A 21351-nucleotide genomic window follows, 5' to 3' on the forward strand; every position below is an offset into this window, starting at 1 on the left:
CCGTTTACCCGTAGGCCTCGCCGATCAAATCACGCACCGCATCGAGCAGTGCTTCGTCATGAAAACTGCCTTTCGCCAGATAGTAATCCGCGCCCGCGTCGAGACCTGCGCGGCGATCCTCTTCGCGATCCTTGTACGACACGATCATCACCGGCAGCGCCTGGAGTTGCGGATCGCGTTTGATCAGCGTGACGAGTTCGATGCCGTCCATGCGCGGCATGTCGATGTCGGTGATGACGAGATCGAAGCGTTCGCCGCGCACCGCGTTCCAGCCGTCCATGCCGTCGACCGCGATCGTCACGTCATAACCGCGCGTGGCCAGCAGCTTGCGTTCGAGTTCGCGCACGGTGAGCGAATCGTCGACCACCAGCACGCGCCGGACGACGCGCTGCGCCGTCGAAGTGCCGCCATGCTGCGCGTGCCGCAACTCGCCGCCCGCCACGAGCCGCTCGACCGAACGCAGCCAGTCGTCGACGTCGGCGATCAGCACGGGATCGCCGTTTTCCATCAGCGCGCCGGCCGTGATGTTGCGGATCTTGCCCAGACGCGGGTCGAGCGGCTGCACGACCAGCATCCGCTCGCCGAGAAAACGGTCGACCACCACGCCGTAGGTTTGCGGGCCGTCGCCGATCACCATCATGCAGACGGCGCCGTCTTCATTGGCGGGCGGCGCGGTGTCGAGAATCTGGTGCGCGGTGACGACGCCGATGCGCCGCCCCGAGAACGCGATGTGCTGATGCCCTTCGAGCAGTTCGATGTCCGCACGGCTCACGTGCAGCGTGCGGTTCACGTGCGCGAGCGGCACCGCGTACGGCTCGCCCGCGACTTCGATCAGCAGGCTGCGGATCACCGACAGCGTGAGCGGCAGTTGCAATTGCACGCGCGTGCCGAGGCCCGGCTCCTGGGTGATGCGCACGCTGCCGCGCACGCGTTTGACGACGTCGTGCACCGCGTCGAGTCCGACGCCGCGGCCCGACACTTCGGTTACCTGATCGCGTAGCGAGAAGCCGGGCAGGAACAGAAATTCCAGCAGCTCGGCTTCCGACAGACGCGCGGCCGTGTCCTCGCTCGCCAGCTTCTTGCGCACGATCGACGCGCGCAGCGCGGCGAGGTCGATGCCCGCGCCGTCGTCTGAGACGGTGATCAGCAACGCGCCGGCCGTATGACGCGCGTCGAGCGTAAGCGTGCCTTCCTCCGCTTTGCCGCGCGCGAGCCGCACGGCGGGTGCTTCGATGCCGTGGTCGAGCGCGTTGCGCAGCAGGTGGCCGAGCGGCGCTTCGAGCAGATCGAGAATGTCGCGGTCCACCTGGGTCGATTCGCCGACCAGTTGCCAGCGCACTTTCTTGCCGAGCGACCGCGCGACGTCGCGCACCATGCGTGCGAGTCCGCCGGTGCCGTCGCCGAACGGGCGCATCCGGCATTGCAGCGCGGCGTCGTAAAGCTGTTGCGACAGATGCGTCGAGCGGCGGTCGAAGCTTTCGAGATCGGCAAGACGTTCGGCCAGCAGATGCTGCGATTCGGCGGTGAGGCGTCGCAGTTCTTCGAGCGCCGCGTGCGCACGCGGATCGAGCTTCAGGTCGGCAAGCGTTTCGTGCAGCTGATCGAGCGCGCGGGTGCTGTCGCGCTGTACGCGTTTGACTCGCAGCATCGATTGCGCGAAGGGTTTCAGCCAGCGCGATTCGACCAGCGATTCGCCCGAGAGCGACAGCAGCCGGTCGAGGTTGTCGGCGCGCACGCGCAGCATGCGGCCGGGGTCGTTGGCGGTGCTGCTCGTGCTGGCCGGTGCGGTGGGTGTATCGGCCGCGATGCTCGCGGGCATGGCGGGCACGGGCGTCGTCGAGGCTTGCGCGCGCAGCGTATCGGCCAGCAGGTTGAACGCGGCATCGGCGTCGGCGGGCGGATCGGCCCGGGCCGCCGACGGTTCAATGACCGCGCGAGGCGTCGGCGCTGACACCACTGACCCCGCGGCGACCGGTGGCGCCCCCTCGCGCCGCAGCGGAGCCCCATGCGGCGCCACCCTCGCCATGCGCGCCTGCAACGCAGCCACGCATGCGCCGACCGCGTCACGCGCCGACTCGTCTTCATCGTTGCCGATGTGCGCGACGATATCGACCCCACGCAGCAATTCGTCGATCCACGCGGCGTCGAGCAGCGCACGGCCTTCCTGCGCGGCGACGAAGCAGTCCTCCATCGCATGCGCGAGTTCGACGCCGACCTGCACGCCGACGATGCGCGCCGCACCCTTCAACGAATGTGCGGCGCGCATGCAGGCTTCGAGCGCGGCGGCGTCGTTGGGTGCGCGGTCGAGCACGAGCAGGCCGTCGTTGAGCACGCGCGCCTGGGTCCGCGCTTCTTCGCGGAACAGATCGATCAACGACGGGCGGCGCGGGTCGTCGGTCATCCGAGGCTCCGGTTCAGCGTGTCGAACAGCGCGTCGGCGTCGAGCAGGCCGACGCTCATGCCGCGCCACGGCGCGACCGCGCGCGTGTGCGCGGCGGCTGCTTGCGACAGCGTCGCGGGCGGCGCGCAGAAAGTGGACGGCGCGAGCCAATGCACGCCGTCGACCTGATCGACGGGAAACACCGCGTGCTCTTCGTTACGCGAGACCACCAGCAGGCGCGGCAGATCGTGGCGCGACGGCTGGCCGTCGCGCGCAGCGGCAGCGGTGGTGGTGTCGGCTTCGAAACCGAGCAGGTGCGTGAGCGCCAGGCACACCAGCAATTCGCCCTGCACATTGACCACACCGAGCACCGCGCGATGCTGCCGGTGCGGCAACGTGTGAATCGGCCGCGTCTGCACGATGCGCTTGAAGATCGGCGTGGGCAGCGCGAGCCATTCGGCGCCGATCCGGAACACGAGGAACGATTCGTTCGTTCCCCGCGCGTCGTGCCGCGGTTGAGCGGCCGTGCGGATGTCATGGCGTGACAGATCCACGCGCGGAATTGGCTGATCGAGCAGTTTGGCGGCGGCCGCTTCGAACACGGGGCAATTCAGGCAGCGCACGTAGTCGGCCAGCCGCTCGCACGACGAATCGCCGCGCACGCCGATGCGGTTCCAGCAATCGTCGAAGCCCACCCTGCGATCGTCAGCCACGTGGCGCTCCCTGTGCGCGCGTCGCGCGTTGCATCAGGCGGCGCGCGCCGTCGCGATCGCCTTCGAGTTCGAGCAGCGCCGCCAGATGCGCGAGCGCTTCCGCGTGCTGCGGCTCGAGATAGAGCGCCTTGCGATACTGGCCGCGCGCGAGGTGCGTGTCGCCGCTGGCGTCGGCCAGCACGCCGAGCAGGTAGAACGCGTCGGCGTGCGGCGCGTGCTGCTCCAGGTACGCGTTGATCGCGGCGGCGGCTTCCGTCAGACGCCCGGCGTCGGCGAGTGCGTGCGCGGCCCGGAGTGTGTCGCGTGCGGCGGTGGTCGGCGCATGCGGCGGCGAAGCGTTGGTCTGCGGCGGTTGCGAGTTAAGCGCGGGCGTTACGGGGATCGGTGGCGTGCCAGCATGTCGCGCACTGCCGTTGTAGAACAGATTGGGGCGGGCCGCACCATCGAGCGACGCGCTTCGCGTCACCTCGTCGAGCGCTGCGCCCGCGACCGGATCGGTCCATGCAAAAGGCTCGGCAGCAAACGCCAGCGCAGGCGCGAGCGCAGGCACCGGCGAATGCGTCATCGCGAGGGCGCCGGCGAGCGGCGCGGTGTGCCGGCCGTGCCACGGCGCGTCGGCGGGCGCGGCGCGCCGAAACGCGAACGCCAGCGGAATCTTCGCGGACTGCATACCGTGGCGCATCGGCAGCCCGGTTTCCGCTGGACCGACGAACAGCGTGCCGTTCTCCGCCAACAGGCTATCGAGCGCGTGCAACGCGGTCTGCTGCGTTTCACGGTCGAAGTAGATCAGCACGTTGCGGCAGAACACGAAGTCGTAGACGCCGAGCGCCGCCGCGTCGATCTGCATCAGATTGGCGCACGAGAAGCGCACCGTGTCGACGATGCGCGGCGCGAGACGCCAGCCGTCTTCGGTGCGGGTGAAATGCGCGTCGCGAAAAGCGAACGCATTGCCGCGAAACGAGTTGCGCCCGTAGAGCGCTCGCTGCGCAAGCGCGAGCGAACGTTCGCTGATATCCATTGCGTCGATGCGAAAACGCGCGGCGTCGATGCCGTCGTCGAGCAAACTCATCGCGATCGTGTATGGCTCTTCGCCGGTCGAGCAGGGCAGGCTCAGGATGCGCAGCGGCAGTCCGGCCGCGCGTTCGTGAAGACGTTCGTGCGCAAGCCGGGCGAGCGCGTGGAACGCGTCGGCGTCGCGATAGAACCAGGTCTCCGGCACCACCACGGTTTCGATCAGCGCTTGCACCATCGCCGGCGATGCCTGCATCGCGTCCCAATAGTCGGCGAGCGTGGCTGCGGCAGGCCTCTGCGCGCGCCATGCGGCGGCGCGCTGATCGACCGCGCGCTCGATTGCGTGATGACCGAGCGACGCCGCGTCGAGCCCCATGGTTCGATGCAGCAGTTCGGCGAAGCGTCGATAGAGCGGCGCGTTGTCGTGATGCGCGTTCATGCGTGCGCCTCGGGAAACAGCAGCGCCTTGACGTCGTCGGGCAGCAGATGTTCGGTGCGCACCCACTGCACGAAGCCGCCCGCGTCGCTCGCGACCGGGCCCAGATAGCGCGCGTGCGGCACGTCGATGCCGGTCTCGTGGAATGCTTCGGCATCCAGACGAAGCGTGCGGGTCGCGCCTTCGAGCAGCAGCGCGAGCAGCCGCACGGCGCCCGCATGCGGATAGCGCACCAGCACGACGCGCGTCGACATCAGCTGTGCGGCCGGACGGCCGAGCGCCCGTGCGGGCAGATCGATCAGCGGCAGCGGCGCGCCTTCGTAATCGAGCACGCCCGCCACCCACGACGGCGCGCCGGGAATCGCCTTCGGCGGCGATTGCGGCGCGAGCGGCATCAGACGCTCCACCTGCGTCGCGTCGATCACGTAGCGTTCGCTATCGAGCGTGAAGAGGATGAAGAGCATCGGCGTGTGAGCAGTGACGAAGCGGGGCGCTGGCGGGTTCGCCTTGCGGCGCGCGTCAGGCCACCACCTTGAAGCGCGACACGCCGGTGCGCAGACTGTTGGCGACGTGCGTCAGATCGTCGATCGCCTGAGTCGACTGCCGTAGCGATTCCGCCGTCTGCTGCGCGGCCTCGGACAACTGCGTCAGCGCCTGGGTGATCTGCTCGGCGCCGGTCGCCTGGGTCTGCATCCCGTCGTTGACCATCGAGAAGCGCGGCGCGAGTTGCTGCACCTGCTGGATGATCTGCGTGAGATGGCCGCCGACGTTCTGCACGTCGAGCATGCCGCGCCGCACTTCCTCGGAGAACTTGTCCATGCCCATCACGCCTGCGGCCACCGCCGACTGGATCTCCTTGACCATCTGTTCGATGTCGTAGGTCGCGACGGCGGTCTGGTCGGCGAGGCGGCGGATCTCGGTCGCCACGACCGCGAAGCCGCGGCCGTATTCGCCCGCTTTTTCCGCTTCGATCGCCGCGTTCAGCGAGAGCAGGTTGGTCTGGTCCGCGACCTTCGTGATGGTGGCGACCACCTGGTTGATGTTGCTGGCCTTCTCGTTGAGGATCGCGAGCTTCGCGTTGACCGAGCCGGCCGCTTCCATCACGAGGCGCATGGTTTCTTCCATGCGCGCGAGACCGGCGTGGCCGGTGCCCGCGAGTGCCGCCGACTGGCCCGCCACATCCGATACTTCGTTCATGGTGCGCAGCAGGTCGCGCGAGGTCGCGAAGATTTCCCGCGACGTCGCGCCGATCTCGGTCGTGGTGGCGGCGGTTTCGTTCGCGGTGGCTTGCTGTTCGCGCGAGGTTGTGGCGATTTCCGTCACCGACGTGGTGACCTGCATGGCCGATTTCTGGGCCTGGCCGACCAGCGCGGTGAGTTCGTCGGTCATCCGGTTAAAACCGGCTTCGAGCGCGCCGATCTCGTCTGCGCGATTCAGATGCAGGCGTTGCGTCAGGTCGCCCGTGCGCATCACGTCGACCACTTGCAACACCTTGGCCATCGGCGTGGTCACCGCGCGCAGCAGCCAGTAACCGGCCAGCACGGCGGCAATCGCGGCGAGCAGCAGCATCACGAGCAACACGATGCGGGTGGTCTCGACCGAATTGCGGATGCTGTCCGTGGCTTGGTCGGCGTAGCTCTTGTTGTCTTCAACCAGCTTGCGCACCGACAACCGGCCGGTTTCCCAGATCGGCGTGAGCTGCGTGTTGAAGATGCGCGCGGCGTTGTCCTTCGAAGCCGGCAGGGTGTCGAGCAACGCGGTCTGGATTGGCAGGTACTGCGCGTGCTGCTGGCGGAAATGGTTGAACAGGTCCCGGTCGGTCTGGCGGGAGATGGTCGAGCTGTAGTCCTCGATCAGCTTCTGGAGCGTCTGCTGGGTTTCCTGCAAACGCGTCGCATCGCGCTTGACGGCGTCGGGGTCCGCGTCGACGTAGATCAGACGCTGCGTCACCGAATAGTTCTCGAACCAGGCCGCACGCATCGCGGTCGCGTAGTAGAGGCCGGGCATCGAGTCCTGCTGCTGACTCTTCGCGTCACGGTCGATCGCGCCAAGTTGCTGGAAAGTGACGATTGCCATTACCAGCATCACGATCAGCACGATCCCGAAGCTGCACAGAATCCGTTGACGGATGGTCCATTGTTTCACGCGCACGTCCCTTACTTTTGGCTTGGTCCCCGATTCCCGGCTTGCTGACACCGGTCTGTCCCGTAATCGACGGATCAGCAAGCTTGGCGGGTCGTCGGATTGGTGGATTTGTCCGACGGCTTACGCGGCGGATTTTACATTGATCGGGAGATTGTTTCGCAATTGTCAATTGGCGGTGGGACGGCGGACGACGTTCGCGAGGGCGTTTGTAACGTAATGTTCCGTTACCACTTGCAGCATCTATTTCTACGGACTCCCTTCACAATCCATTCCATGCCTGAACGGCGGGAGCTGAAAATGAAAAAGATCGCAGTGGCGTTGGTGATGGTGGGAAGTCTGAGCATGGCAGGGCAAGCTTCGGCTCACGGTCATGGCGGTGGCGACGTGGTCGGTGCGCTGATCGGCGGTGCCGTGCTCGGCGCGGTGGTGAGTTCCGCGTTGACACCCGCGCCGGTGGTGGCTTACCAGCAGCCTGTCTATGCGCAGCCGGCTTACCAACCCGCTCCGGTCTATGCGGGGCCGCCGCCGGGATACTGCTATGACCCGTATCAGCGCGGCTATGTCGCTTGCGCTGCGCCGCCGCCGGCACAGTATGGATATGGGCAGCCGCAACCGGGCTGGTGATCGTCCGAGAGCGCGCAACCCCGGCATGCCGCAGAAAAAAGGCCGTCGCTCGATGCGACGGCCTTTGCATTGAATGCACCGGTCAGCGTTTGCTCAATGTTTCTGATGCAGCCATTCCGCATAGTGCGTATCGAGCCAGCGCTCGAGCCTTGGCGGCTTCGTCGTGCGGTGATAGAGGGACGCCGCCCAGATGGCAAGGCCGATCACGATCATGACGGCCGGCCCCAGCAAATAAGCGATCAACGATTCAGGCATCGGAACCTCCGTATCGGCTTGCATCGATGCTTCAGTTTAGGCGATGGGAATCGGGGAAAAAAGAACCGTGTGAAGCGATTTGGCGGCGCGCTTTATGCCAGACAAAAGCTCACCTTTGAAACCTAGCGGACAATTTTATTTTTGATTCAGATCATCGGCTTGCCGACCTGGTTGGTCGAGTTGTGTACCTAAAAATTACCCTTCGCAAAAGGCGAAAACGTTCGTCAGGCCGGGTGACTTGCCATACGCCGCGCGGTTTCGAGCTGTTGATCGACGAAGTCCGCCCAACCTTGCAGGATTCGACGCTGCTGCACCGCTTTGTCCTCTGACGAGAGAGCGTCGGCAGCAAGCGCGGATACGCCGTCGAGCGTGTCGTCTCCCTGCGCGAGTTTGCGCACATGCGTCGACGCGGTACGCCGGAAGTCGTGTAGCACGAAATGTTCAACGTCGAGCCCGAGCGCCTTGACCGCCTGATTCAACGTGCTCTTCGCGATGGGCCGATCGTCGCCCCGGACGCTCGGGAAAACGAATTTTCGGCTGGCCCCGGCGCTGTGAAGCTCGCGCAGCATCGAGACCGCCTGACGCGGCAAATAGACGATGCGGTCCCGGCCCATGTTCAGACGCGCGGCGGGAATCGTCCACAGCGCGTTGTCCAGATCGAATTCGGCCCACGTCGATTCCACCAGATCCGACTTGCGCACCATCGTCAGCACGAGCAGATGCAGCGCCAGTTTCAGAGGGCGGCGAATGCTCGACGCGTCGATCGCGCGCAGCATGTTGCCGATTTCCGCGCCGGAGAGCACGCGAGTGCGGCTGTCGAAGGTGGCGATCGAGCGCGCCGGAACGACCTCGGCCGGATTGCCGGTTGCGAGCTGGCGCGCCATCAGATAGGCGTAGAGGCGCTTGACCACGTTGCGCGTGTGGAGCGCCATTTTCGGCGAGCCCCGATTTTTGATCCGCTCGCAGATTTCGACGATGTCATCCGCGGTGACCGCGTTGATCGGCTTGCCGCCGATCGCGGGCAATACGTCCTTGTCGAGCGCGCGCCGGGTGGTGCGGCGATATTCGGCCGATTTGCCGGCCATGGCGGTGGCGAGGTAGAGGTCGGCGGCTTCGCGCAGCACGTCCGCCTTGCTTTCGGCTCCGCGATCGCGCCGGGCGGTGGCAACCGGCGAGATGCCTTGCGCGACCATCTCCGCGTATTTCTGTGCCTTGGCCCGCGCGACGCGCAGCGAGATCATCCGGTAGTCGCCGATGGTCGCGAGCGGCTGGCGCTTGCCGTTCAGGGTGTAGCGAAAGCGCCAGATCTTGGTGCCAGTGGTCATGACTTCGATGACGAGGCCGTTGCCGTCGGCGACGCAATAGCGGGTAGCGCGCGGTTCGAGCGCGCGAATCTGGGATTCAGTGAGGGGGACAGCGAGGCGGGGCATGCTCGGATCGTTGAGACGGACAGCGGCGATTTTAGCGCTTATGTGTGCTGTGTACCAAAGATTCGGCGATTTTTGCGTCAACAACGTTAATGAAGGTAACTTGCGATGCGGTGCCCGGAAGTCGGGAAAATGCCTACCAGCCGAGCAATCCCACGAATCTCAGTTCCACTGCTACTTGCCAATACAAAATCTGCTGAAAATCACCCCCAGCAGATCATCCGAACTGAACTCACCGGTAATCGAATTCAACTGATCCTGTGCGAGCCGCAATTCCTCGGCGAACAGATCCAGCGCCTGCGAGTTCTGATCCGCGTGGGCGGCCGCCGTCGCCAGATGCTCCTCGGCGGCGCGCAATGCGATCAGATGCCGCTCGCGCGCCAGGTACACGCTTTCCGCGCCGGCCTGCCAGCCGGCGATCCGCAGCAACTCGCCGCGTAACAGCGCGACGCCGTCACCCTGTTTCGCCGACAAGCGCACCTCGCTGAGATCGAGATCCGCGTCAAGTGCCTGGGTCGCCGGCACCAGGCCCGTCAGGTCGGTCTTGTTCAGCACGCGCACCACCGGCACACCGCCCGGAAAGCGCCCGGCGATCGCTTTGTCCTCGGCGGTCATGCCGGTGCGTGCGTCGAGCAGATGCAGCACCACGTCCGCACGCTCGATTTCGCTCCAGGTGCGCGCAATGCCGATCTTCTCCACTTCGTCTTCGGTGTCGCGCAGACCGGCAGTGTCAATCACGTGCAGCGGAATGCCTTCGATCTGGATGGTTTGCGCGACCTTGTCGCGGGTCGTGCCCGCGATCGGCGTCACGATGGCCAGCTCGGCGCCCGCCAGCGCATTCAGCAGCGACGATTTGCCGACGTTCGGCTGGCCCGCGAGCACCACCGACAAACCTTCGCGCAGCAACGCGCCCTGGCGCGCTTCACTCAGCACGTGCGCGAGGCGCTCGCGAATGCGGGCCAGCTTGCCGCGCGCATCGGCGGCTTCGAGGAAGTCAATTTCTTCTTCCGGAAAGTCGAGCGTCGCCTCGACCAGCATGCGCAGCGTGATCACCTCTTCGACCAGCGCGTGGATGTCGCGCGAAAATGCGCCGTCGAGCGAGCGGCCGGCCGAACGCGCGGCGGCCTCGGTGCTGGCCTCGATCAGATCCGCGACGGCTTCGGCCTGCGCCAGATCGAGCTTGTCATTCAGGAACGCGCGGCGGGTGAATTCGCCCGGCTCGGCAAGACGCAAGCCGAATGCGCGGCCGGCGTCGATACAGCGCTGCAGCACGAGTTGCAACACGACCGGACCGCCGTGGCCCTGCAGCTCGAGCACGTGCTCGCCGGTGTACGAATGCGGCGCCGGAAAATACAGTGCGATGCCCCGATCGAGCGCTTTACCGCTGTCGTCCAGAAACGGGACGTAGCTGGCGTGGCGTGGCGCGAGCGCTTGTCCGGTGAGCGCCTGCATCAGCGGCTGGGCCGCCGCCTCTGCCGCGCGGCCGAACGAAATCCGCACGACACCGATGCCTCCCCGGCCGGGCGCGGTAGCAATGGCGACGATGGGATCGGAATCGGTGGTGAGCATGGGGCGTCGAGAAAGGCGGAGAGAAGGGCGGGACGGCGGCAGTTGAACAGCGCGAGGCATTGTAACGCGGGCGCGGGCGACGACTGCGCAGCGGGGCCGCCAATGCGTCTGTCAGTGATTCTGATGTCAACTTATATTTATCTCAAATAAGCTAGGATTATTCCTACATTCTCTTAGGAAAAGCGAAGTGAGATGAGACAAGAGGATGGCGTGGACGCCCACGGAATAAAGAAAAAATAGAAAATTTCAAATTGCTGAAACGCTTTGTCTGGCGCGGCTCGTAAGCTAAAACTATCTCAAATACGCTAATACCAAGCTTGACTGGTTGTCAACTCGGAGGATACTGAATTGCACAATCTGGCCCATGCCGACCGACAAAGAAAAAGCCGCCTTCGCCAAACGGCTGAAGGATCTGCTAGAGCCGCTCAAGATACGCGGCGGGACCAAACTCGCCGAGCAATTCAACCTTCGCTATCACGGCGAGCGTCCCGTTACGCCGCAAACCGCGCACAAATGGTTGACGGGTACGACGATCCCCAAACCGGACAAGCTGCGCACGTTAGCCGAATGGCTGAACGTCAAGGAGCATTGGCTTCACTACGGACCGCCGCCCGGGTCGAGCAGCAGACCCAGGGCGCGTGGCGAGAAATACCCGCCGACGCCGGAAACGATCGAACTCGCTTCGAAGATCGCATCACTGATGCCGAAAGACCGCAACCTGGTCGAGGAGATGATCGAGCGCTTTTACGGCGAAGACACCGAAGAGTAATCGACGAGTCGAGGGCGCCGTTCGAGATTCGTGCGCCCATGAAAAAAGCCGCCCGGTTTGCACCGGGCGGCTTTTTTTGTCGCTGCTTGGTCAGTCAGCGTCGGCCTGCTTCAGCCCGACGCGAGGCGGCGGGCTCTGCCGCCGCCTTTCAGACAGTCCGTCAGGCGGGCTTCACCGACGACTTGCCCATCATGCGCGTGATGTAGTACTGCTGCGCGATCGACAGGACGTTGTTGACGACGTAGTACAGCACCAGACCCGCCGGGAAGAAGAAGAACATGACCGAGAACGCGATCGGCATGAACATCATCATCTTGGCCTGAACCGGGTCCGGCGGCGTCGGGTTCAGCTTGGTCTGCAGGAACATCGAGACGGCCATCAGGACCGGCAGGATGAAGTACGGGTCCTGTTGCGACAGATCGTGAATCCACAGAATCCACGGCGCGCCGCGCATTTCCACCGAAGACAGCAGCACCCAGTACAGAGAGATGAACACCGGAATCTGAATCACCACCGGCAGACAGCCGCCGAACGGATTGACCTTCTCGGTCTTGTACAGCTCCATCAGCGCGGCGTTCATCTTTTGCGGATCGCCCTTGAAGCGTTCGCGCAACGCCTGCATGCGCGGCGTGATCGCCTTCATGCGCGCCATCGACTTGTAGCTCGCGGCCGACAGCGGGAAGAACACCGCCTTGATCAGCACCGTGAGCAGCACGATCGACCAGCCCCAGTTGCCGACATAGCTATGGATTTTCTCGAGCAGCCAGAACAGCGGCTTCGCGATGATCGTGACCCAGCCGTAGTCCTTCACCAGTTCCAGACCCGGCGCGATGCCTTCGAGCATGCGCTCTTCTTCCGGACCTGCGAACAGGCGCGCCGACACGCTGACCGTCTGGCCCGGCGCGATGGTCGGCAGCGGCTGCTTGACGCCCACGCGATACAGCGACGGATCGATCTTCTCGACGTAGATGTCGCGCTTCGCGCCCTGCTGCGGAATCCACGCCGACGCGAAGTAGTGCTGGACCATCGCGATCCAGCCGTTGTCGGCCTCGTGCGCGTAATCCTGCTTGTTCTTGTCGATGTCGCCGAACGTCATCTTCTGGAAGTGATGCTGATCGGTGTAGACAGCCGGTCCGATGAAGGTGTGCGAGAAGCGCGGCGTTTCCACCGGCTGGTCGTCACGCACCAGTTCCATGTAAACCGACGGCGTCACCGGCGTGCTGCCGACGTTCTGGATCTTCGTGTCGACACCGATCACGTAGCTGCCGCGCGTGAACGTGTAAGTCTTGATGACCTTCACGCCACCCTTCTCCGGCGACTCGAAGCTCAGGCTGAACGTCTTCTCGTCGCCCTTCAGTTCGGTCTGCTGATTCGGCATCAGCGTGAAGATGTCGTTGTGGTTCGGGAAATCGCCGCCGAGCAGACCCGTGCGAGCCAGATACGTGTGATTGTTCGTGCGGTCGAACAGCGTGATCATCAGATCCGGTGTCTTGCCGTCGCCCTGCTTGATGAGCGAGAGCCGCGACAACGTGCCGCCGCGGGTGTCGATCTCACCGCTGTAGACGTCGGTGGAGAACTTCACGAGTTGCGATTGCGTCGCCGCCGGCGCGTTGCCGGGCGCGGCTGCGTTGGTGGCCGGCAGATCGGCCGGCTGGGTTCCCGGCGTCGTGGTTCCCGGTGCGGCGCTACCGACGGTCTTGGTCGGCGTGGCGCTCGGGAAGAACATCGACGGGCGTCCGTGGTCGCGTTGCCAGTTGTCGAACAGCATGACAGCTGACATGAAAAAGATGACCCATAGGACGGTGCGTTTGATATCCATGCGTTGTCTCAGTGTCGATGGAACGGCGCGTCAGCGCTTTTCAGAAGTGGGAGGCGGGACGAGATCGATGCCGCCCGCGGAAAACGGGTGGCAGCGGCAAATACGCCTGGCGGCGAGATAAGTCCCGCGCGCGGCGCCATGATACTGGATTGCTTCGCGCGCGTAATCAGAACAGGAAGGGTAAAAACGGCACCGGTTGCCGAGCATTGGGCTCACGGCAACCTTGTAAAAGCGCAATAAAGCGATGAGTACCGTTTGCATGGCTGATGCGGCCGGACGGCGCCGCGCAACGTGGAGTACCGGGTGACGCCCGTCCGGCAGGGCGGCCAAAGCGGCCTGAACTGCCGAACCTTCAAAACGGGCGGTCACTTGAGCATCATTCCGTCTTGGGCGCTTCCGCGGGCGGCGCCTCGCGACGGACAATTTCGCGCGCTGCCTTGTCGAGCAGCGCTTCGATTTCACTGCGGCACAGCGCCTTCAACGGCGGCGACGAGGCGCTCGGCATAGCCTTCTTGTCGAAGCGCGTGTGCAAACGCAGCAGCACATCCCAACCGCCGAATTCCGCGCGACGCAACCGGAAGGCTTCACGCGCGATTCGACGTACCAGATTACGCGTGGCCGCGCGCGGCGCATACTTCTTGCCGATCACGAGGCCCAAGCGCGCGTCGTTGCCGGTAGGCCGGCCGTAAACCACGAAGTGCGGGGTGCGGCGCCACGGGCGCAAACGAAAAACGGATGAAAATTCATCCGTTTTCAGTAGCCTGGCGACTTTGGGAAAGGCGGCGTGCGCTCGCAACGGAACCGAGCCCGGTTGCTGCGCCCCAGCCGCTCCCGCTTCGCCGCGGGCTTCGGTCACAGCGCGCAATCCGCTCGCCTTAGATGGCGAGGCGCTTGCGGCCCTTCGCGCGACGTGCGTTGATGACCTTGCGGCCGCCAGCGGTCTTCATGCGAACGCGAAAGCCGTGGGTGCGCTTGCGACGGGTAACGGAAGGTTGGTAAGTACGTTTCATGTTGCTCTCACTTGATCGAAAAAAAACCGCGCGAGCATCGCTGAAAGCGCAATGGCCGGAGGTTTACTGAAATTGGTTTTCGCGGAACCCGCTATTTAAACCGCTTTTCCGTTGGCCGTCAATAGCTTAGCCAGGTTCGGCCGCAGACCGGGCCGCGTTCGCCAGATGATCCGTCCCTGTGGATAACTCCCTTCCGGGTCCGTTTTGGCGTTAGAATCTCGCCTTACTTCCCAAAAATCCTGCACGCCGCTCCGGCTCGCTTGCCCCGCAAACCCTTGTGGCACAAGCGCCTGGAGCCGTTACGCCTGGCTGCTCAGGGCCTTGTTGCGCGCGCGCGACAAGGGCAGCGGCGACCGCCGTGCACACCATAACGACAGCAACTCGATGAACGATTTCTGGCAACACTGTTCCGCATTGCTGGAGCGTGAGCTTACGCCCCAGCAGTACGTGACGTGGATCAAACCGTTGGCCCCGGTCGCCTTCGACGCCGCTGCGCACACGCTTAGCATCGCCGCGCCGAACCGCTTCAAGCTCGACTGGGTCAAGAGCCAGTTCTCCGGCCGCATCGCGGATATGGCCCGCGATTTCTGGCAAGCCCCGGTCGACGTGCAATTCGTGCTGGATCCGAAAGCTGGCATGCGCGCCTTCGCGGCAGCGTCCGCGCCGGCTCGTCCGGCTTCGTCCGCGCCGATGGGCGGCGGCCATTCCGGCGGTGGCGCCGCAGTCGACGCGGCGGTCGGCGCCGTGCAGGCGGCGCAAATGGCCCGCGCCAACCATGCCATGGCCACGCAAAACGCTAACGCTCGCGCGGCTGCCGAAGACGCCGCCGACCTCGATCTGCCGAGTCTCGACGCGAACGAAGCCGCAGCCGCACGCCGCACCTGGCGTCCGGGCCAAAGCGCCGCTTCGACCGGCAGCGGCGAAAACGACTCGATGTACGAGCGCTCGAAGCTGAATCCGGTTCTGACCTTCGACAACTTCGTGACCGGTAAGGCCAACCAGTTGGCGCGCGCTGCGGCGATTCAGGTCGCGGACAACCCCGGCATTTCGTATAACCCGCTGTTCCTGTATGGCGGCGTGGGTCTGGGCAAGACCCACCTGATCCACGCAATCGGCAACCAGCTTCTGATGGACAAGGCCGGCGCGCGGATTCGCTACATCCACGCGGAACAGTACGTGTCCGACGTGGTGAAGGCGTACCAGCGCAAGGCGTTCGACGATTTCAAGCGCTACTACCACTCGCTCGACCTGCTGCTGATCGACGATATTCAGTTCTTTTCGGGCAAGTCGCGCACGCAGGAAGAATTCTTTTACGCGTTCGAGGCGCTGGTCGCGAACAAGGCGCAGGTGATCATCACCAGCGACACGTATCCGAAGGAAATTTCGGGGATCGACGACCGCCTGATCTCGCGCTTCGACTCGGGCCTCACGGTCGCGATCGAACCGCCCGAGCTGGAAATGCGCGTCGCAATTCTGATGCGCAAGGCACAGTCGGAGTTCGTCAGCCTGAACGAGGACGTCGCGTTCTTCGTCGCCAAGCATTTGCGCTCGAACGTCCGTGAGCTCGAAGGCGCGCTGCGCAAGATCCTCGCGTACTCGAAGTTCCACGGCCGCGAAATCACGATCGAACTGACCAAGGAAGCGCTGAAAGACCTGCTGACGGTGCAGAACCGGCAGATTTCGGTGGAAAACATCCAGAAGACGGTGGCTGACTTCTACAGCATCAAGGTCGCTGACATGTATTCGAAGAAGCGTCCGGCGAACATCGCGCGGCCGCGGCAGATCGCGATGTATCTGGCGAAGGAGCTGACCCAGAAGAGCCTGCCGGAAATCGGCGAGCTGTTCGGCGGGCGCGACCACACGACCGTGCTGCACGCGGTGCGCAAAATTGCCGACGAACGCAGCAAGGACGCCCAGCTGAACCACGAGCTGCACGTGCTGGAGCAGACGCTGAAGGGCTAAGCGGGCCGGACGGGAAAATCGACCTGTTTATTTCCAAACTCGCCCCCATTTTAGTGAGGCGGTTCCATTTTCAGGCACAATACAGGTTTAACCGCCCGGCGGCCGCGGGCGGATTTCACGCCGTGACGGGCGCTGCGTGGCGCCGGCGGGGAGCCACGGCTGCATGCTGCAAACCTTACCTGGCAAGGCGCGCAGGCCGTTATATCAACGAAGGAACTCTATGCAACTGGTCAAGACCGAACGCGATAACCTCCTCAGGCCGCTGCAAACTGTGAGCGGCATCGTCGAACGCCGCCATACGTTGCCGATCCTCGCCAATTTGCTGATTACCAAGAACGGCCCTGATGTGTCGTTCCTGTCGACCGACCTCGAATTGCAGATCACCACGCGTGCCGATTTTGGCGTGGGCGGCGATTCGGTGGCGACCACGGTGGCAGCACGAAAGCTCCTCGACATTCTGCGCGCGATGCCCGACGGGCAGGTCACGCTCACTTTGAACGACAAGCGCCTGACCGTGCAATCCGGCAAGAGCCGCTTTGCGCTGCAAACGCTCGCCGCGGACGAATTCCCGACGGTCGCGCAAGCTAAAGACTACGGCGCGAACCTCGTGGTTCCCCAGAAGACGTTCCGCCAGTTGCTCGGCATGGTCCATTTTTCGATGGCCCAGCAGGACATCCGCTACTACCTGAACGGCATGCTGCTGGTGGTGGACGGCGACCAGCTGATGGCGGTCGCTACCGACGGCCACCGTCTGGCGTTCTCGTCGATGAAGATCGAAGGTTCGTTCTCGCGTCAGGAAGTGATCATTCCGCGCAAGACGATTCTGGAATTGCAGCGTCTGCTGGAAGACATCGACGACACACTGAAGATCGACATCGCGCAAACGCAGGTGAAATTCACGTTCGGCCAGGTCGAACTGGTGTCGAAGCTGGTGGAAGGCAAGTTCCCCGACTTCCAGCGCGTGATCCCGAAGTCACACAAGAATCAATTCCTGATTGGCCGCGAAGAGCTGCAACGTTCGCTGCAACGCGCGGCAATCTTGACGTCGGACAAATTCAAGGGCGTGCGCTGCATCATCGAGCCGGGCCAGTTGAAGATCATGTCCACCAACGCCGATCAGGAAGAGGCGCAGGAAGAACTGGAAATCGCGTACGACGGCGACAGCGTCGACATCGGGTTCAACGTCACGTATCTGCTCGACGTGCTCGCGAACCTGAAGGTCGACATGTTGCAAGTGAGCCTGGGCGACGCCAGCTCCAGCGCGTTGATCACGATTCCCGAGAACGACGAATTCAAATACGTGGTGATGCCGATGCGCATCTGACGCGTCCAACACCTGGAACACACCAAGGGGCGCAGCGCCCCTTTGGCGTTTTTATGGCGTTTTGAAAAGTCCCGAGCAGCAACCTCGCAGTAACGCAGAACCGGAAAAAATCCATGACTGAAACGAACAATACGCAACCCGACAACAGCTACGGCGCCTCGTCCATTCAGATCCTCGAAGGTCTGGAGGCTGTGCGCAAGCGGCCGGGGATGTACATCGGGGATACATCGGATGGCACCGGTTTGCACCACCTCGTGTTCGAGGTGCTCGACAACTCGATCGACGAGGCATTGGCCGGGCACTGCAACGACATCCAGGTGATCATTCACGCGGACAACTCCATCTCGATCACCGACAACGGCCGCGGCGTGCCGACCGGTCTGAAGATGGACGACAAGCACGACCCTAAGCGCAGCGCCGCCGAAATCGTGATGACCGAACTGCACGCCGGCGGCAAGTTCGACCAGAACAGCTACAAGGTGTCCGGCGGCCTGCACGGCGTAGGCGTGTCGTGTGTGAACGCGCTCTCCGCGTGGCTGCGTTTGACCGTGCGCCGCGACGGCAAGAAGCACTTCATGGAATTCCACCGTGGCGTGCCGCAGAACCGCGTGATCGAAGAGATCGACGGCGTGGCCGTGTCGCCGATTCCGGTGGTGGGCGATACCGAGAACCGCGGTACTGAAGTGCACTTTATGGCCGACGAGACGATCTTCGGCAATGTCGAATATCACTACGACATCCTGGCCAAGCGCATTCGCGAGCTGTCGTTCCTGAATAACGGCGTGCGCATTCGCCTGACGGACCAGCGCAGCGGCAAGGAAGAAGATTTCGCGTTCGTCGGCGGTGTGAAGGGTTTTGTCGAGTACATCAACAAGAACAAGGCCGTACTGCACCCGAACATTTTCCACATCAGCGGCGAGAAGGACGGCGTCGGCGTGGAAGTGGCAATGCAGTGGAACGACAGCTACAACGAAAACGTGCTGTGCTTCACGAACAACATTCCGCAGCGCGACGGCGGCACGCACCTGACCGGGTTGCGTGCGGCGATGACGCGCGTGTTGAACAAGTACATCAACGATCACGAAGTCGCGAAGAAAGCCAAGGTCGAAACGTCCGGCGACGACATGCGCGAAGGGCTCTCGTGCGTGCTTTCCGTGAAGGTGCCGGAGCCGAAGTTCAGCGCGCAGACCAAGGACAAGCTGGTGTCGTCGGAAGTGCGTGCACCGGTGGAAGACGTGGTCGCGAAGGCGCTCGAGGAATTCCTTCTGGAAACGCCGAACGACGCGAAGATCATTTGCGGCAAGATCGTCGATGCCGCGCGCGCGCGCGATGCGGCTCGCAAGGCGCGCGAAATGACGCGTCGTAAGGGCGTGCTTGACGGCGTCGGTCTGCCTGGGAAACTGGCGGATTGCCAGGAGAAGGATCCCGCGAAGTCCGAGATTTATATCGTCGAGGGTGACTCGGCAGGCGGCTCGGCGAAGCAGGGGCGTGACCGGAAATTTCAGGCGATCTTGCCGCTGCGCGGCAAGGTGCTCAATGTGGAGAAGGCGCGCTATGACAAGCTGCTTTCTTCGGAGCAGATCGTGACGCTGATTACCGCGTTGGGTTGCGGGATTGGCAAGGACGATTACAACCTCGAGAAGCTGCGTTATCACCGCATCATCATCATGACCGATGCTGACGTCGACGGTGCGCACATTCGGACGCTGTTGCTGACGTTCTTCTATCGTCAGATGCCGGACATGATCGAGCGTGGGTATATTTACATCGCGCAACCGCCGCTGTTCAAGATCAAGGCGGGTAAGGACGAGCGGTATCTGAAGGATGAAGCCGAGGTTAATGCTCACATTCTGAAGCTCGCGCTGCAAGGGTCGGAGCTGGTGGCTTCGGAAGGCGCTACGCCGATCACCGGCGATGCGTTGGGCGAATTGGCTCGGGCTTATCTGCTTGCGCAGGCCGTGGTGAATCGTTTGAGCCGGTTGTACGACGCTGGTGCGCTCGAGGCTGTGATGGATGGGGTGGTGGTCGACCTCACGAGTGAAGCTGCGGCCGAGGCTTCGGCCAAGGCACTCGAGGCCAAGCTGCGCGACGACGCACTGAAGCCCGAGGTGACGGTCACCACGATGTATGACCCGGTGCGTGAACTGCGCTCGCTGCGCGTCGCTCGTACTCACCACGGTAATCAGAAGATTTCGGTGTTCGATGAAGAGTTTCAGTTGACTGCGGATTATCAGCAGCTGATCAATACCGCTAATACGTTCAAGGGGTTGATTGGCGTTGGCGCAGTGATCAAGCGTGGTGAGCGGAGTATGGCGGTTAGCGACTTCAAGAGCGCGATGAAGTGGTTGCTGGCTGATGCTGAACGTAACGTTTCCAAGCAGCGCTATAAGGGTCTCGGTGAGATGAATCCTGAGCAGCTTTGGGAGACGACGATGGATCCGACGGTGCGTCGTTTGCTTCGTGTGCAAATTGAGGATGCTATTGCGGCTGATGGCATTTTCACTACGCTCATGGGGGACGATGTGGAGCCGCGGAGGGCTTTCATTGAGTCGAATGCGTTGAGGGCGGGGAATATTGATGTTTGAGGGGAATTGTAGTGCAGGGAGACTGAATTAATTAGACTGCAGATCCTTATTAATCAATGACTTGCTAACTAATTCGGTCGAGTCACACGGACGACCCGAACCGAAATAGTTGGACTAGCCGGATTTGCGTCACGAATTAGTTGGACTGGGTGGACAGATTGAAAAAACGCACGCGAGAACTCGAACCATTTCGGCGTGGAGCACATCGCGAATATCGCCGGGCGTTGATGCGGCGCCAGCGATCCCAACGGCGCCGAGAACCAAATAGTAGATGCACTCAGCGTGGCGCGCCCGCAAACCCGACGATTGGCAATGACAGTGTGTGTGCCCCGCCGGTCGCGAGTGCATCGCGCCTTTCCGCGAAAAGGGAACGCCCGGCGTAGCGCCACCGCCCACAATTTCCGGCAGTGCCGCCTGGCGAATCGCAACAGCTGTCCCGGAGAAGCCAGCTTCGATGGCCGGACCGATCCGTTACCTGTCTTTGAAACGCTGACGACGCGACCGTCGGCAGAGGGTCGTGAGTGTGCTTTCGCTGACGCATGCAGTTGGAGTTCTGCCGCGCGACGCCGGCAACGTCAGCATTACGCCGCGCTGCTGACGTTGAACGGAACGGCCTCAACGTCGGCAAAGGCCGAAAAGTGAGCGGCGTCTGCCTGCCCCCAATTGCATTGGCCATGCCGAAAACTGGCGAACCACAGAGGCAGATCGTTGCCGGCTTGATGGACTGCGCGCCCCGCTCGCTTGCGATGGGTGCAGGCGGACATATCGAGCGCCTGCCATTAAGTCCGCCAGAGTGGCGATGTCGTGAGTAACGAAGTGATTCGGTGGTCGAACATGTCGCGGTTGAGGGGGATAGCGGCGCCAGGCGACTGCTTGAAAGCGACATCACAGTATCAGGGAATGAAGCAATCGTTTCCGCGCCCCATTCCGCCGATAATCGTCTCGATTTCCACCGACGAACGGTAGGCGGAGAATGTGGGAGGCACTTCCGTCTCGAATGGATACTCCAGGTTAGCGTAGATGTTATTCGCGGCCTGTATCGGCGAGCCGCTTGCATCCGGGAATAGCCGCCAGTGTCGACGCGAAGAACAGTCCACGAAATGCGTGCGTCGCTGAAATGCGGTAACCAACCCTGTTGATAAAGAGCCAGAAGCGATTCATGATTCATCACATATTGGATGGAGGATGACCGCATTTGCCTGAGCAGTGATGTATCGTCTGACTGTAGCCGAACTACAAAGCAAACGCCCGTAGTTGGCGGATTAATCGATATTTCCTTATTGTGGCGCAACTCATTCGCAGGATCCGAACGCGGCGTTCAT

General features: G+C 63.0%; 17 protein-coding genes. 5 read left to right on the plus strand and 12 right to left on the minus strand.

Annotated features, from left to right (window positions below; all coding sequences use genetic code 11):
- Positions 1 to 4 precede the first annotated feature (4 nt).
- The 5 genes from B0G69_RS06460 to B0G69_RS06480 are packed head-to-tail and all read right to left on the minus strand — an operon-like array spanning position 5 to position 6685.
- Positions 5 to 2401 carry a hybrid sensor histidine kinase/response regulator gene (locus B0G69_RS06460; protein WP_121316146.1) on the minus strand — a complete coding sequence of 799 codons (2397 nt, stop codon included), beginning with the start codon at positions 2399 to 2401 and terminating at the stop codon, positions 5 to 7.
- A complete protein-coding gene (locus B0G69_RS06465) occupies positions 2398 to 3093 on the minus strand; it encodes a chemotaxis protein CheW (RefSeq protein WP_121316147.1) in 696 nt (231 codons plus the stop codon). The genes B0G69_RS06460 and B0G69_RS06465 overlap by 4 nt, the downstream gene beginning before the upstream one ends.
- Entirely contained in the window at positions 3086 to 4543 is a 1458-nt protein-coding gene (locus B0G69_RS06470; RefSeq protein WP_121316148.1) for a protein-glutamate O-methyltransferase CheR, read from the minus strand. The genes B0G69_RS06465 and B0G69_RS06470 overlap by 8 nt, the downstream gene beginning before the upstream one ends.
- Entirely contained in the window at positions 4540 to 5004 is a 465-nt protein-coding gene (locus tag B0G69_RS06475; protein WP_121316149.1) for a chemotaxis protein CheW, read from the minus strand. Before B0G69_RS06475 ends, B0G69_RS06470 begins: the two co-directional genes overlap by 4 nt.
- 55 nt (positions 5005 to 5059) lie before the next feature.
- Positions 5060 to 6685, minus strand: a complete 1626-nt coding sequence (locus B0G69_RS06480) for a methyl-accepting chemotaxis protein (RefSeq protein ID WP_121319146.1) — start codon at positions 6683 to 6685, stop codon at positions 5060 to 5062.
- A 297-nt stretch (positions 6686 to 6982) separates the two neighbouring features.
- Here B0G69_RS06480 and B0G69_RS06485 point away from each other — a divergent pair, with 297 nt between their 5' ends.
- Complete coding sequence (locus B0G69_RS06485) at positions 6983 to 7309, plus strand: ecotin precursor (RefSeq protein WP_121316150.1); 327 nt, start codon at positions 6983 to 6985, stop codon at positions 7307 to 7309.
- 93 nt (positions 7310 to 7402) lie between these two features.
- Here B0G69_RS06485 and B0G69_RS41335 read toward each other — a convergent pair whose 3' ends face one another.
- From B0G69_RS41335 to mnmE, 3 genes are all read right to left on the minus strand, one after another.
- Positions 7403 to 7564, minus strand: a complete 162-nt coding sequence (locus tag B0G69_RS41335) for a hypothetical protein (RefSeq protein WP_175160359.1) — start codon at positions 7562 to 7564, stop codon at positions 7403 to 7405.
- Between the two features lie 224 nt (positions 7565 to 7788).
- Complete coding sequence (locus B0G69_RS06495; protein ID WP_121316152.1) at positions 7789 to 8994, minus strand: integrase arm-type DNA-binding domain-containing protein; 1206 nt, start codon at positions 8992 to 8994, stop codon at positions 7789 to 7791.
- A 171-nt stretch (positions 8995 to 9165) separates the two neighbouring features.
- The gene (mnmE, locus tag B0G69_RS06500; RefSeq protein WP_121316153.1) at positions 9166 to 10560 is read right to left on the minus strand and encodes a tRNA uridine-5-carboxymethylaminomethyl(34) synthesis GTPase MnmE; all 1395 of its coding nucleotides are present in this window, start codon (positions 10558 to 10560) and stop codon (positions 9166 to 9168) included.
- Between the two features lie 364 nt (positions 10561 to 10924).
- On the opposite strand from mnmE, the gene B0G69_RS06505 reads away from it, so the two are divergent.
- Positions 10925 to 11329 (plus strand): XRE family transcriptional regulator, encoded by a 405-nt coding sequence (locus tag B0G69_RS06505; RefSeq protein ID WP_121316154.1) that lies wholly within the window; start codon positions 10925 to 10927, stop codon positions 11327 to 11329.
- Between the two features lie 160 nt (positions 11330 to 11489).
- Here the strand turns inward: B0G69_RS06505 and yidC are convergent, their stop codons facing one another.
- From yidC to rpmH, 4 genes are all read right to left on the minus strand, one after another.
- Positions 11490 to 13148, minus strand: coding sequence for a membrane protein insertase YidC (yidC, locus tag B0G69_RS06510; protein WP_121316155.1), 1659 nt, complete (start codon positions 13146 to 13148; stop codon positions 11490 to 11492).
- Positions 13149 to 13178: 30 nt separating this feature from the next.
- Positions 13179 to 13409, minus strand: coding sequence for a membrane protein insertion efficiency factor YidD (yidD, locus tag B0G69_RS06515; RefSeq protein ID WP_007180115.1), 231 nt, complete (start codon positions 13407 to 13409; stop codon positions 13179 to 13181).
- Positions 13410 to 13524: 115 nt separating this feature from the next.
- A complete protein-coding gene (locus B0G69_RS06520; protein ID WP_199731148.1) occupies positions 13525 to 14013 on the minus strand; it encodes a ribonuclease P protein component in 489 nt (162 codons plus the stop codon).
- A 10-nt stretch (positions 14014 to 14023) separates the two neighbouring features.
- Positions 14024 to 14158 carry a 50S ribosomal protein L34 gene (rpmH, locus tag B0G69_RS06525; RefSeq protein WP_004198824.1) on the minus strand — a complete coding sequence of 45 codons (135 nt, stop codon included), beginning with the start codon at positions 14156 to 14158 and terminating at the stop codon, positions 14024 to 14026.
- A gap of 384 nt (positions 14159 to 14542) precedes the next feature.
- Between rpmH and dnaA the strand changes: the two genes are divergently transcribed.
- From dnaA to gyrB, 3 genes are all read left to right on the plus strand, one after another.
- Positions 14543 to 16120: a chromosomal replication initiator protein DnaA gene (dnaA, locus tag B0G69_RS06535; RefSeq protein WP_241991265.1), complete on the plus strand. Its 1578-nt coding sequence runs from the start codon at positions 14543 to 14545 to the stop codon at positions 16118 to 16120.
- Between the two features lie 220 nt (positions 16121 to 16340).
- Positions 16341 to 17444, plus strand: coding sequence for a DNA polymerase III subunit beta (dnaN, locus tag B0G69_RS06540; protein WP_121316156.1), 1104 nt, complete (start codon positions 16341 to 16343; stop codon positions 17442 to 17444).
- Positions 17445 to 17557: 113 nt separating this feature from the next.
- Positions 17558 to 20029, plus strand: a complete 2472-nt coding sequence (gyrB, locus tag B0G69_RS06545) for a DNA topoisomerase (ATP-hydrolyzing) subunit B (RefSeq protein WP_121316157.1) — start codon at positions 17558 to 17560, stop codon at positions 20027 to 20029.
- The last annotated feature ends 1322 nt before the right edge of the window (positions 20030 to 21351 follow it).

The sequence above is a fragment of the Paraburkholderia sp. RAU2J genome, assembly GCF_003634845.1.
Classification (GTDB): Bacteria; Pseudomonadota; Gammaproteobacteria; order Burkholderiales; family Burkholderiaceae; genus Paraburkholderia; species Paraburkholderia fynbosensis.

What these genes read in the sequence shown, in the direction of transcription:
- yidC (WP_121316155.1), bottom strand. Translation starts at nt 13,148, where the DNA reads ATGGATATCAAACGCACCGTCCTATGGGTCATCTTTTTCATGTCAGCT.
- B0G69_RS06485 (WP_121316150.1), top strand. Translation starts at nt 6,983, where the DNA reads ATGAAAAAGATCGCAGTGGCGTTGGTGATGGTGGGAAGTCTGAGCATG.
- B0G69_RS06475 (WP_121316149.1), bottom strand. Translation starts at nt 5,004, where the DNA reads ATGCTCTTCATCCTCTTCACGCTCGATAGCGAACGCTACGTGATCGAC.
- gyrB (WP_121316157.1), top strand. Translation starts at nt 17,558, where the DNA reads ATGACTGAAACGAACAATACGCAACCCGACAACAGCTACGGCGCCTCG.
- dnaA (WP_241991265.1), top strand. Translation starts at nt 14,543, where the DNA reads ATGAACGATTTCTGGCAACACTGTTCCGCATTGCTGGAGCGTGAGCTT.
- B0G69_RS41335 (WP_175160359.1), bottom strand. Translation starts at nt 7,564, where the DNA reads ATGCCTGAATCGTTGATCGCTTATTTGCTGGGGCCGGCCGTCATGATC.
- B0G69_RS06505 (WP_121316154.1), top strand. Translation starts at nt 10,925, where the DNA reads ATGCCGACCGACAAAGAAAAAGCCGCCTTCGCCAAACGGCTGAAGGAT.
- yidD (WP_007180115.1), bottom strand. Translation starts at nt 13,409, where the DNA reads ATGCAAACGGTACTCATCGCTTTATTGCGCTTTTACAAGGTTGCCGTG.
- B0G69_RS06460 (WP_121316146.1), bottom strand. Translation starts at nt 2,401, where the DNA reads ATGACCGACGACCCGCGCCGCCCGTCGTTGATCGATCTGTTCCGCGAA.
- mnmE (WP_121316153.1), bottom strand. Translation starts at nt 10,560, where the DNA reads ATGCTCACCACCGATTCCGATCCCATCGTCGCCATTGCTACCGCGCCC.
- B0G69_RS06470 (WP_121316148.1), bottom strand. Translation starts at nt 4,543, where the DNA reads ATGAACGCGCATCACGACAACGCGCCGCTCTATCGACGCTTCGCCGAA.
- B0G69_RS06495 (WP_121316152.1), bottom strand. Translation starts at nt 8,994, where the DNA reads ATGCCCCGCCTCGCTGTCCCCCTCACTGAATCCCAGATTCGCGCGCTC.
- rpmH (WP_004198824.1), bottom strand. Translation starts at nt 14,158, where the DNA reads ATGAAACGTACTTACCAACCTTCCGTTACCCGTCGCAAGCGCACCCAC.
- dnaN (WP_121316156.1), top strand. Translation starts at nt 16,341, where the DNA reads ATGCAACTGGTCAAGACCGAACGCGATAACCTCCTCAGGCCGCTGCAA.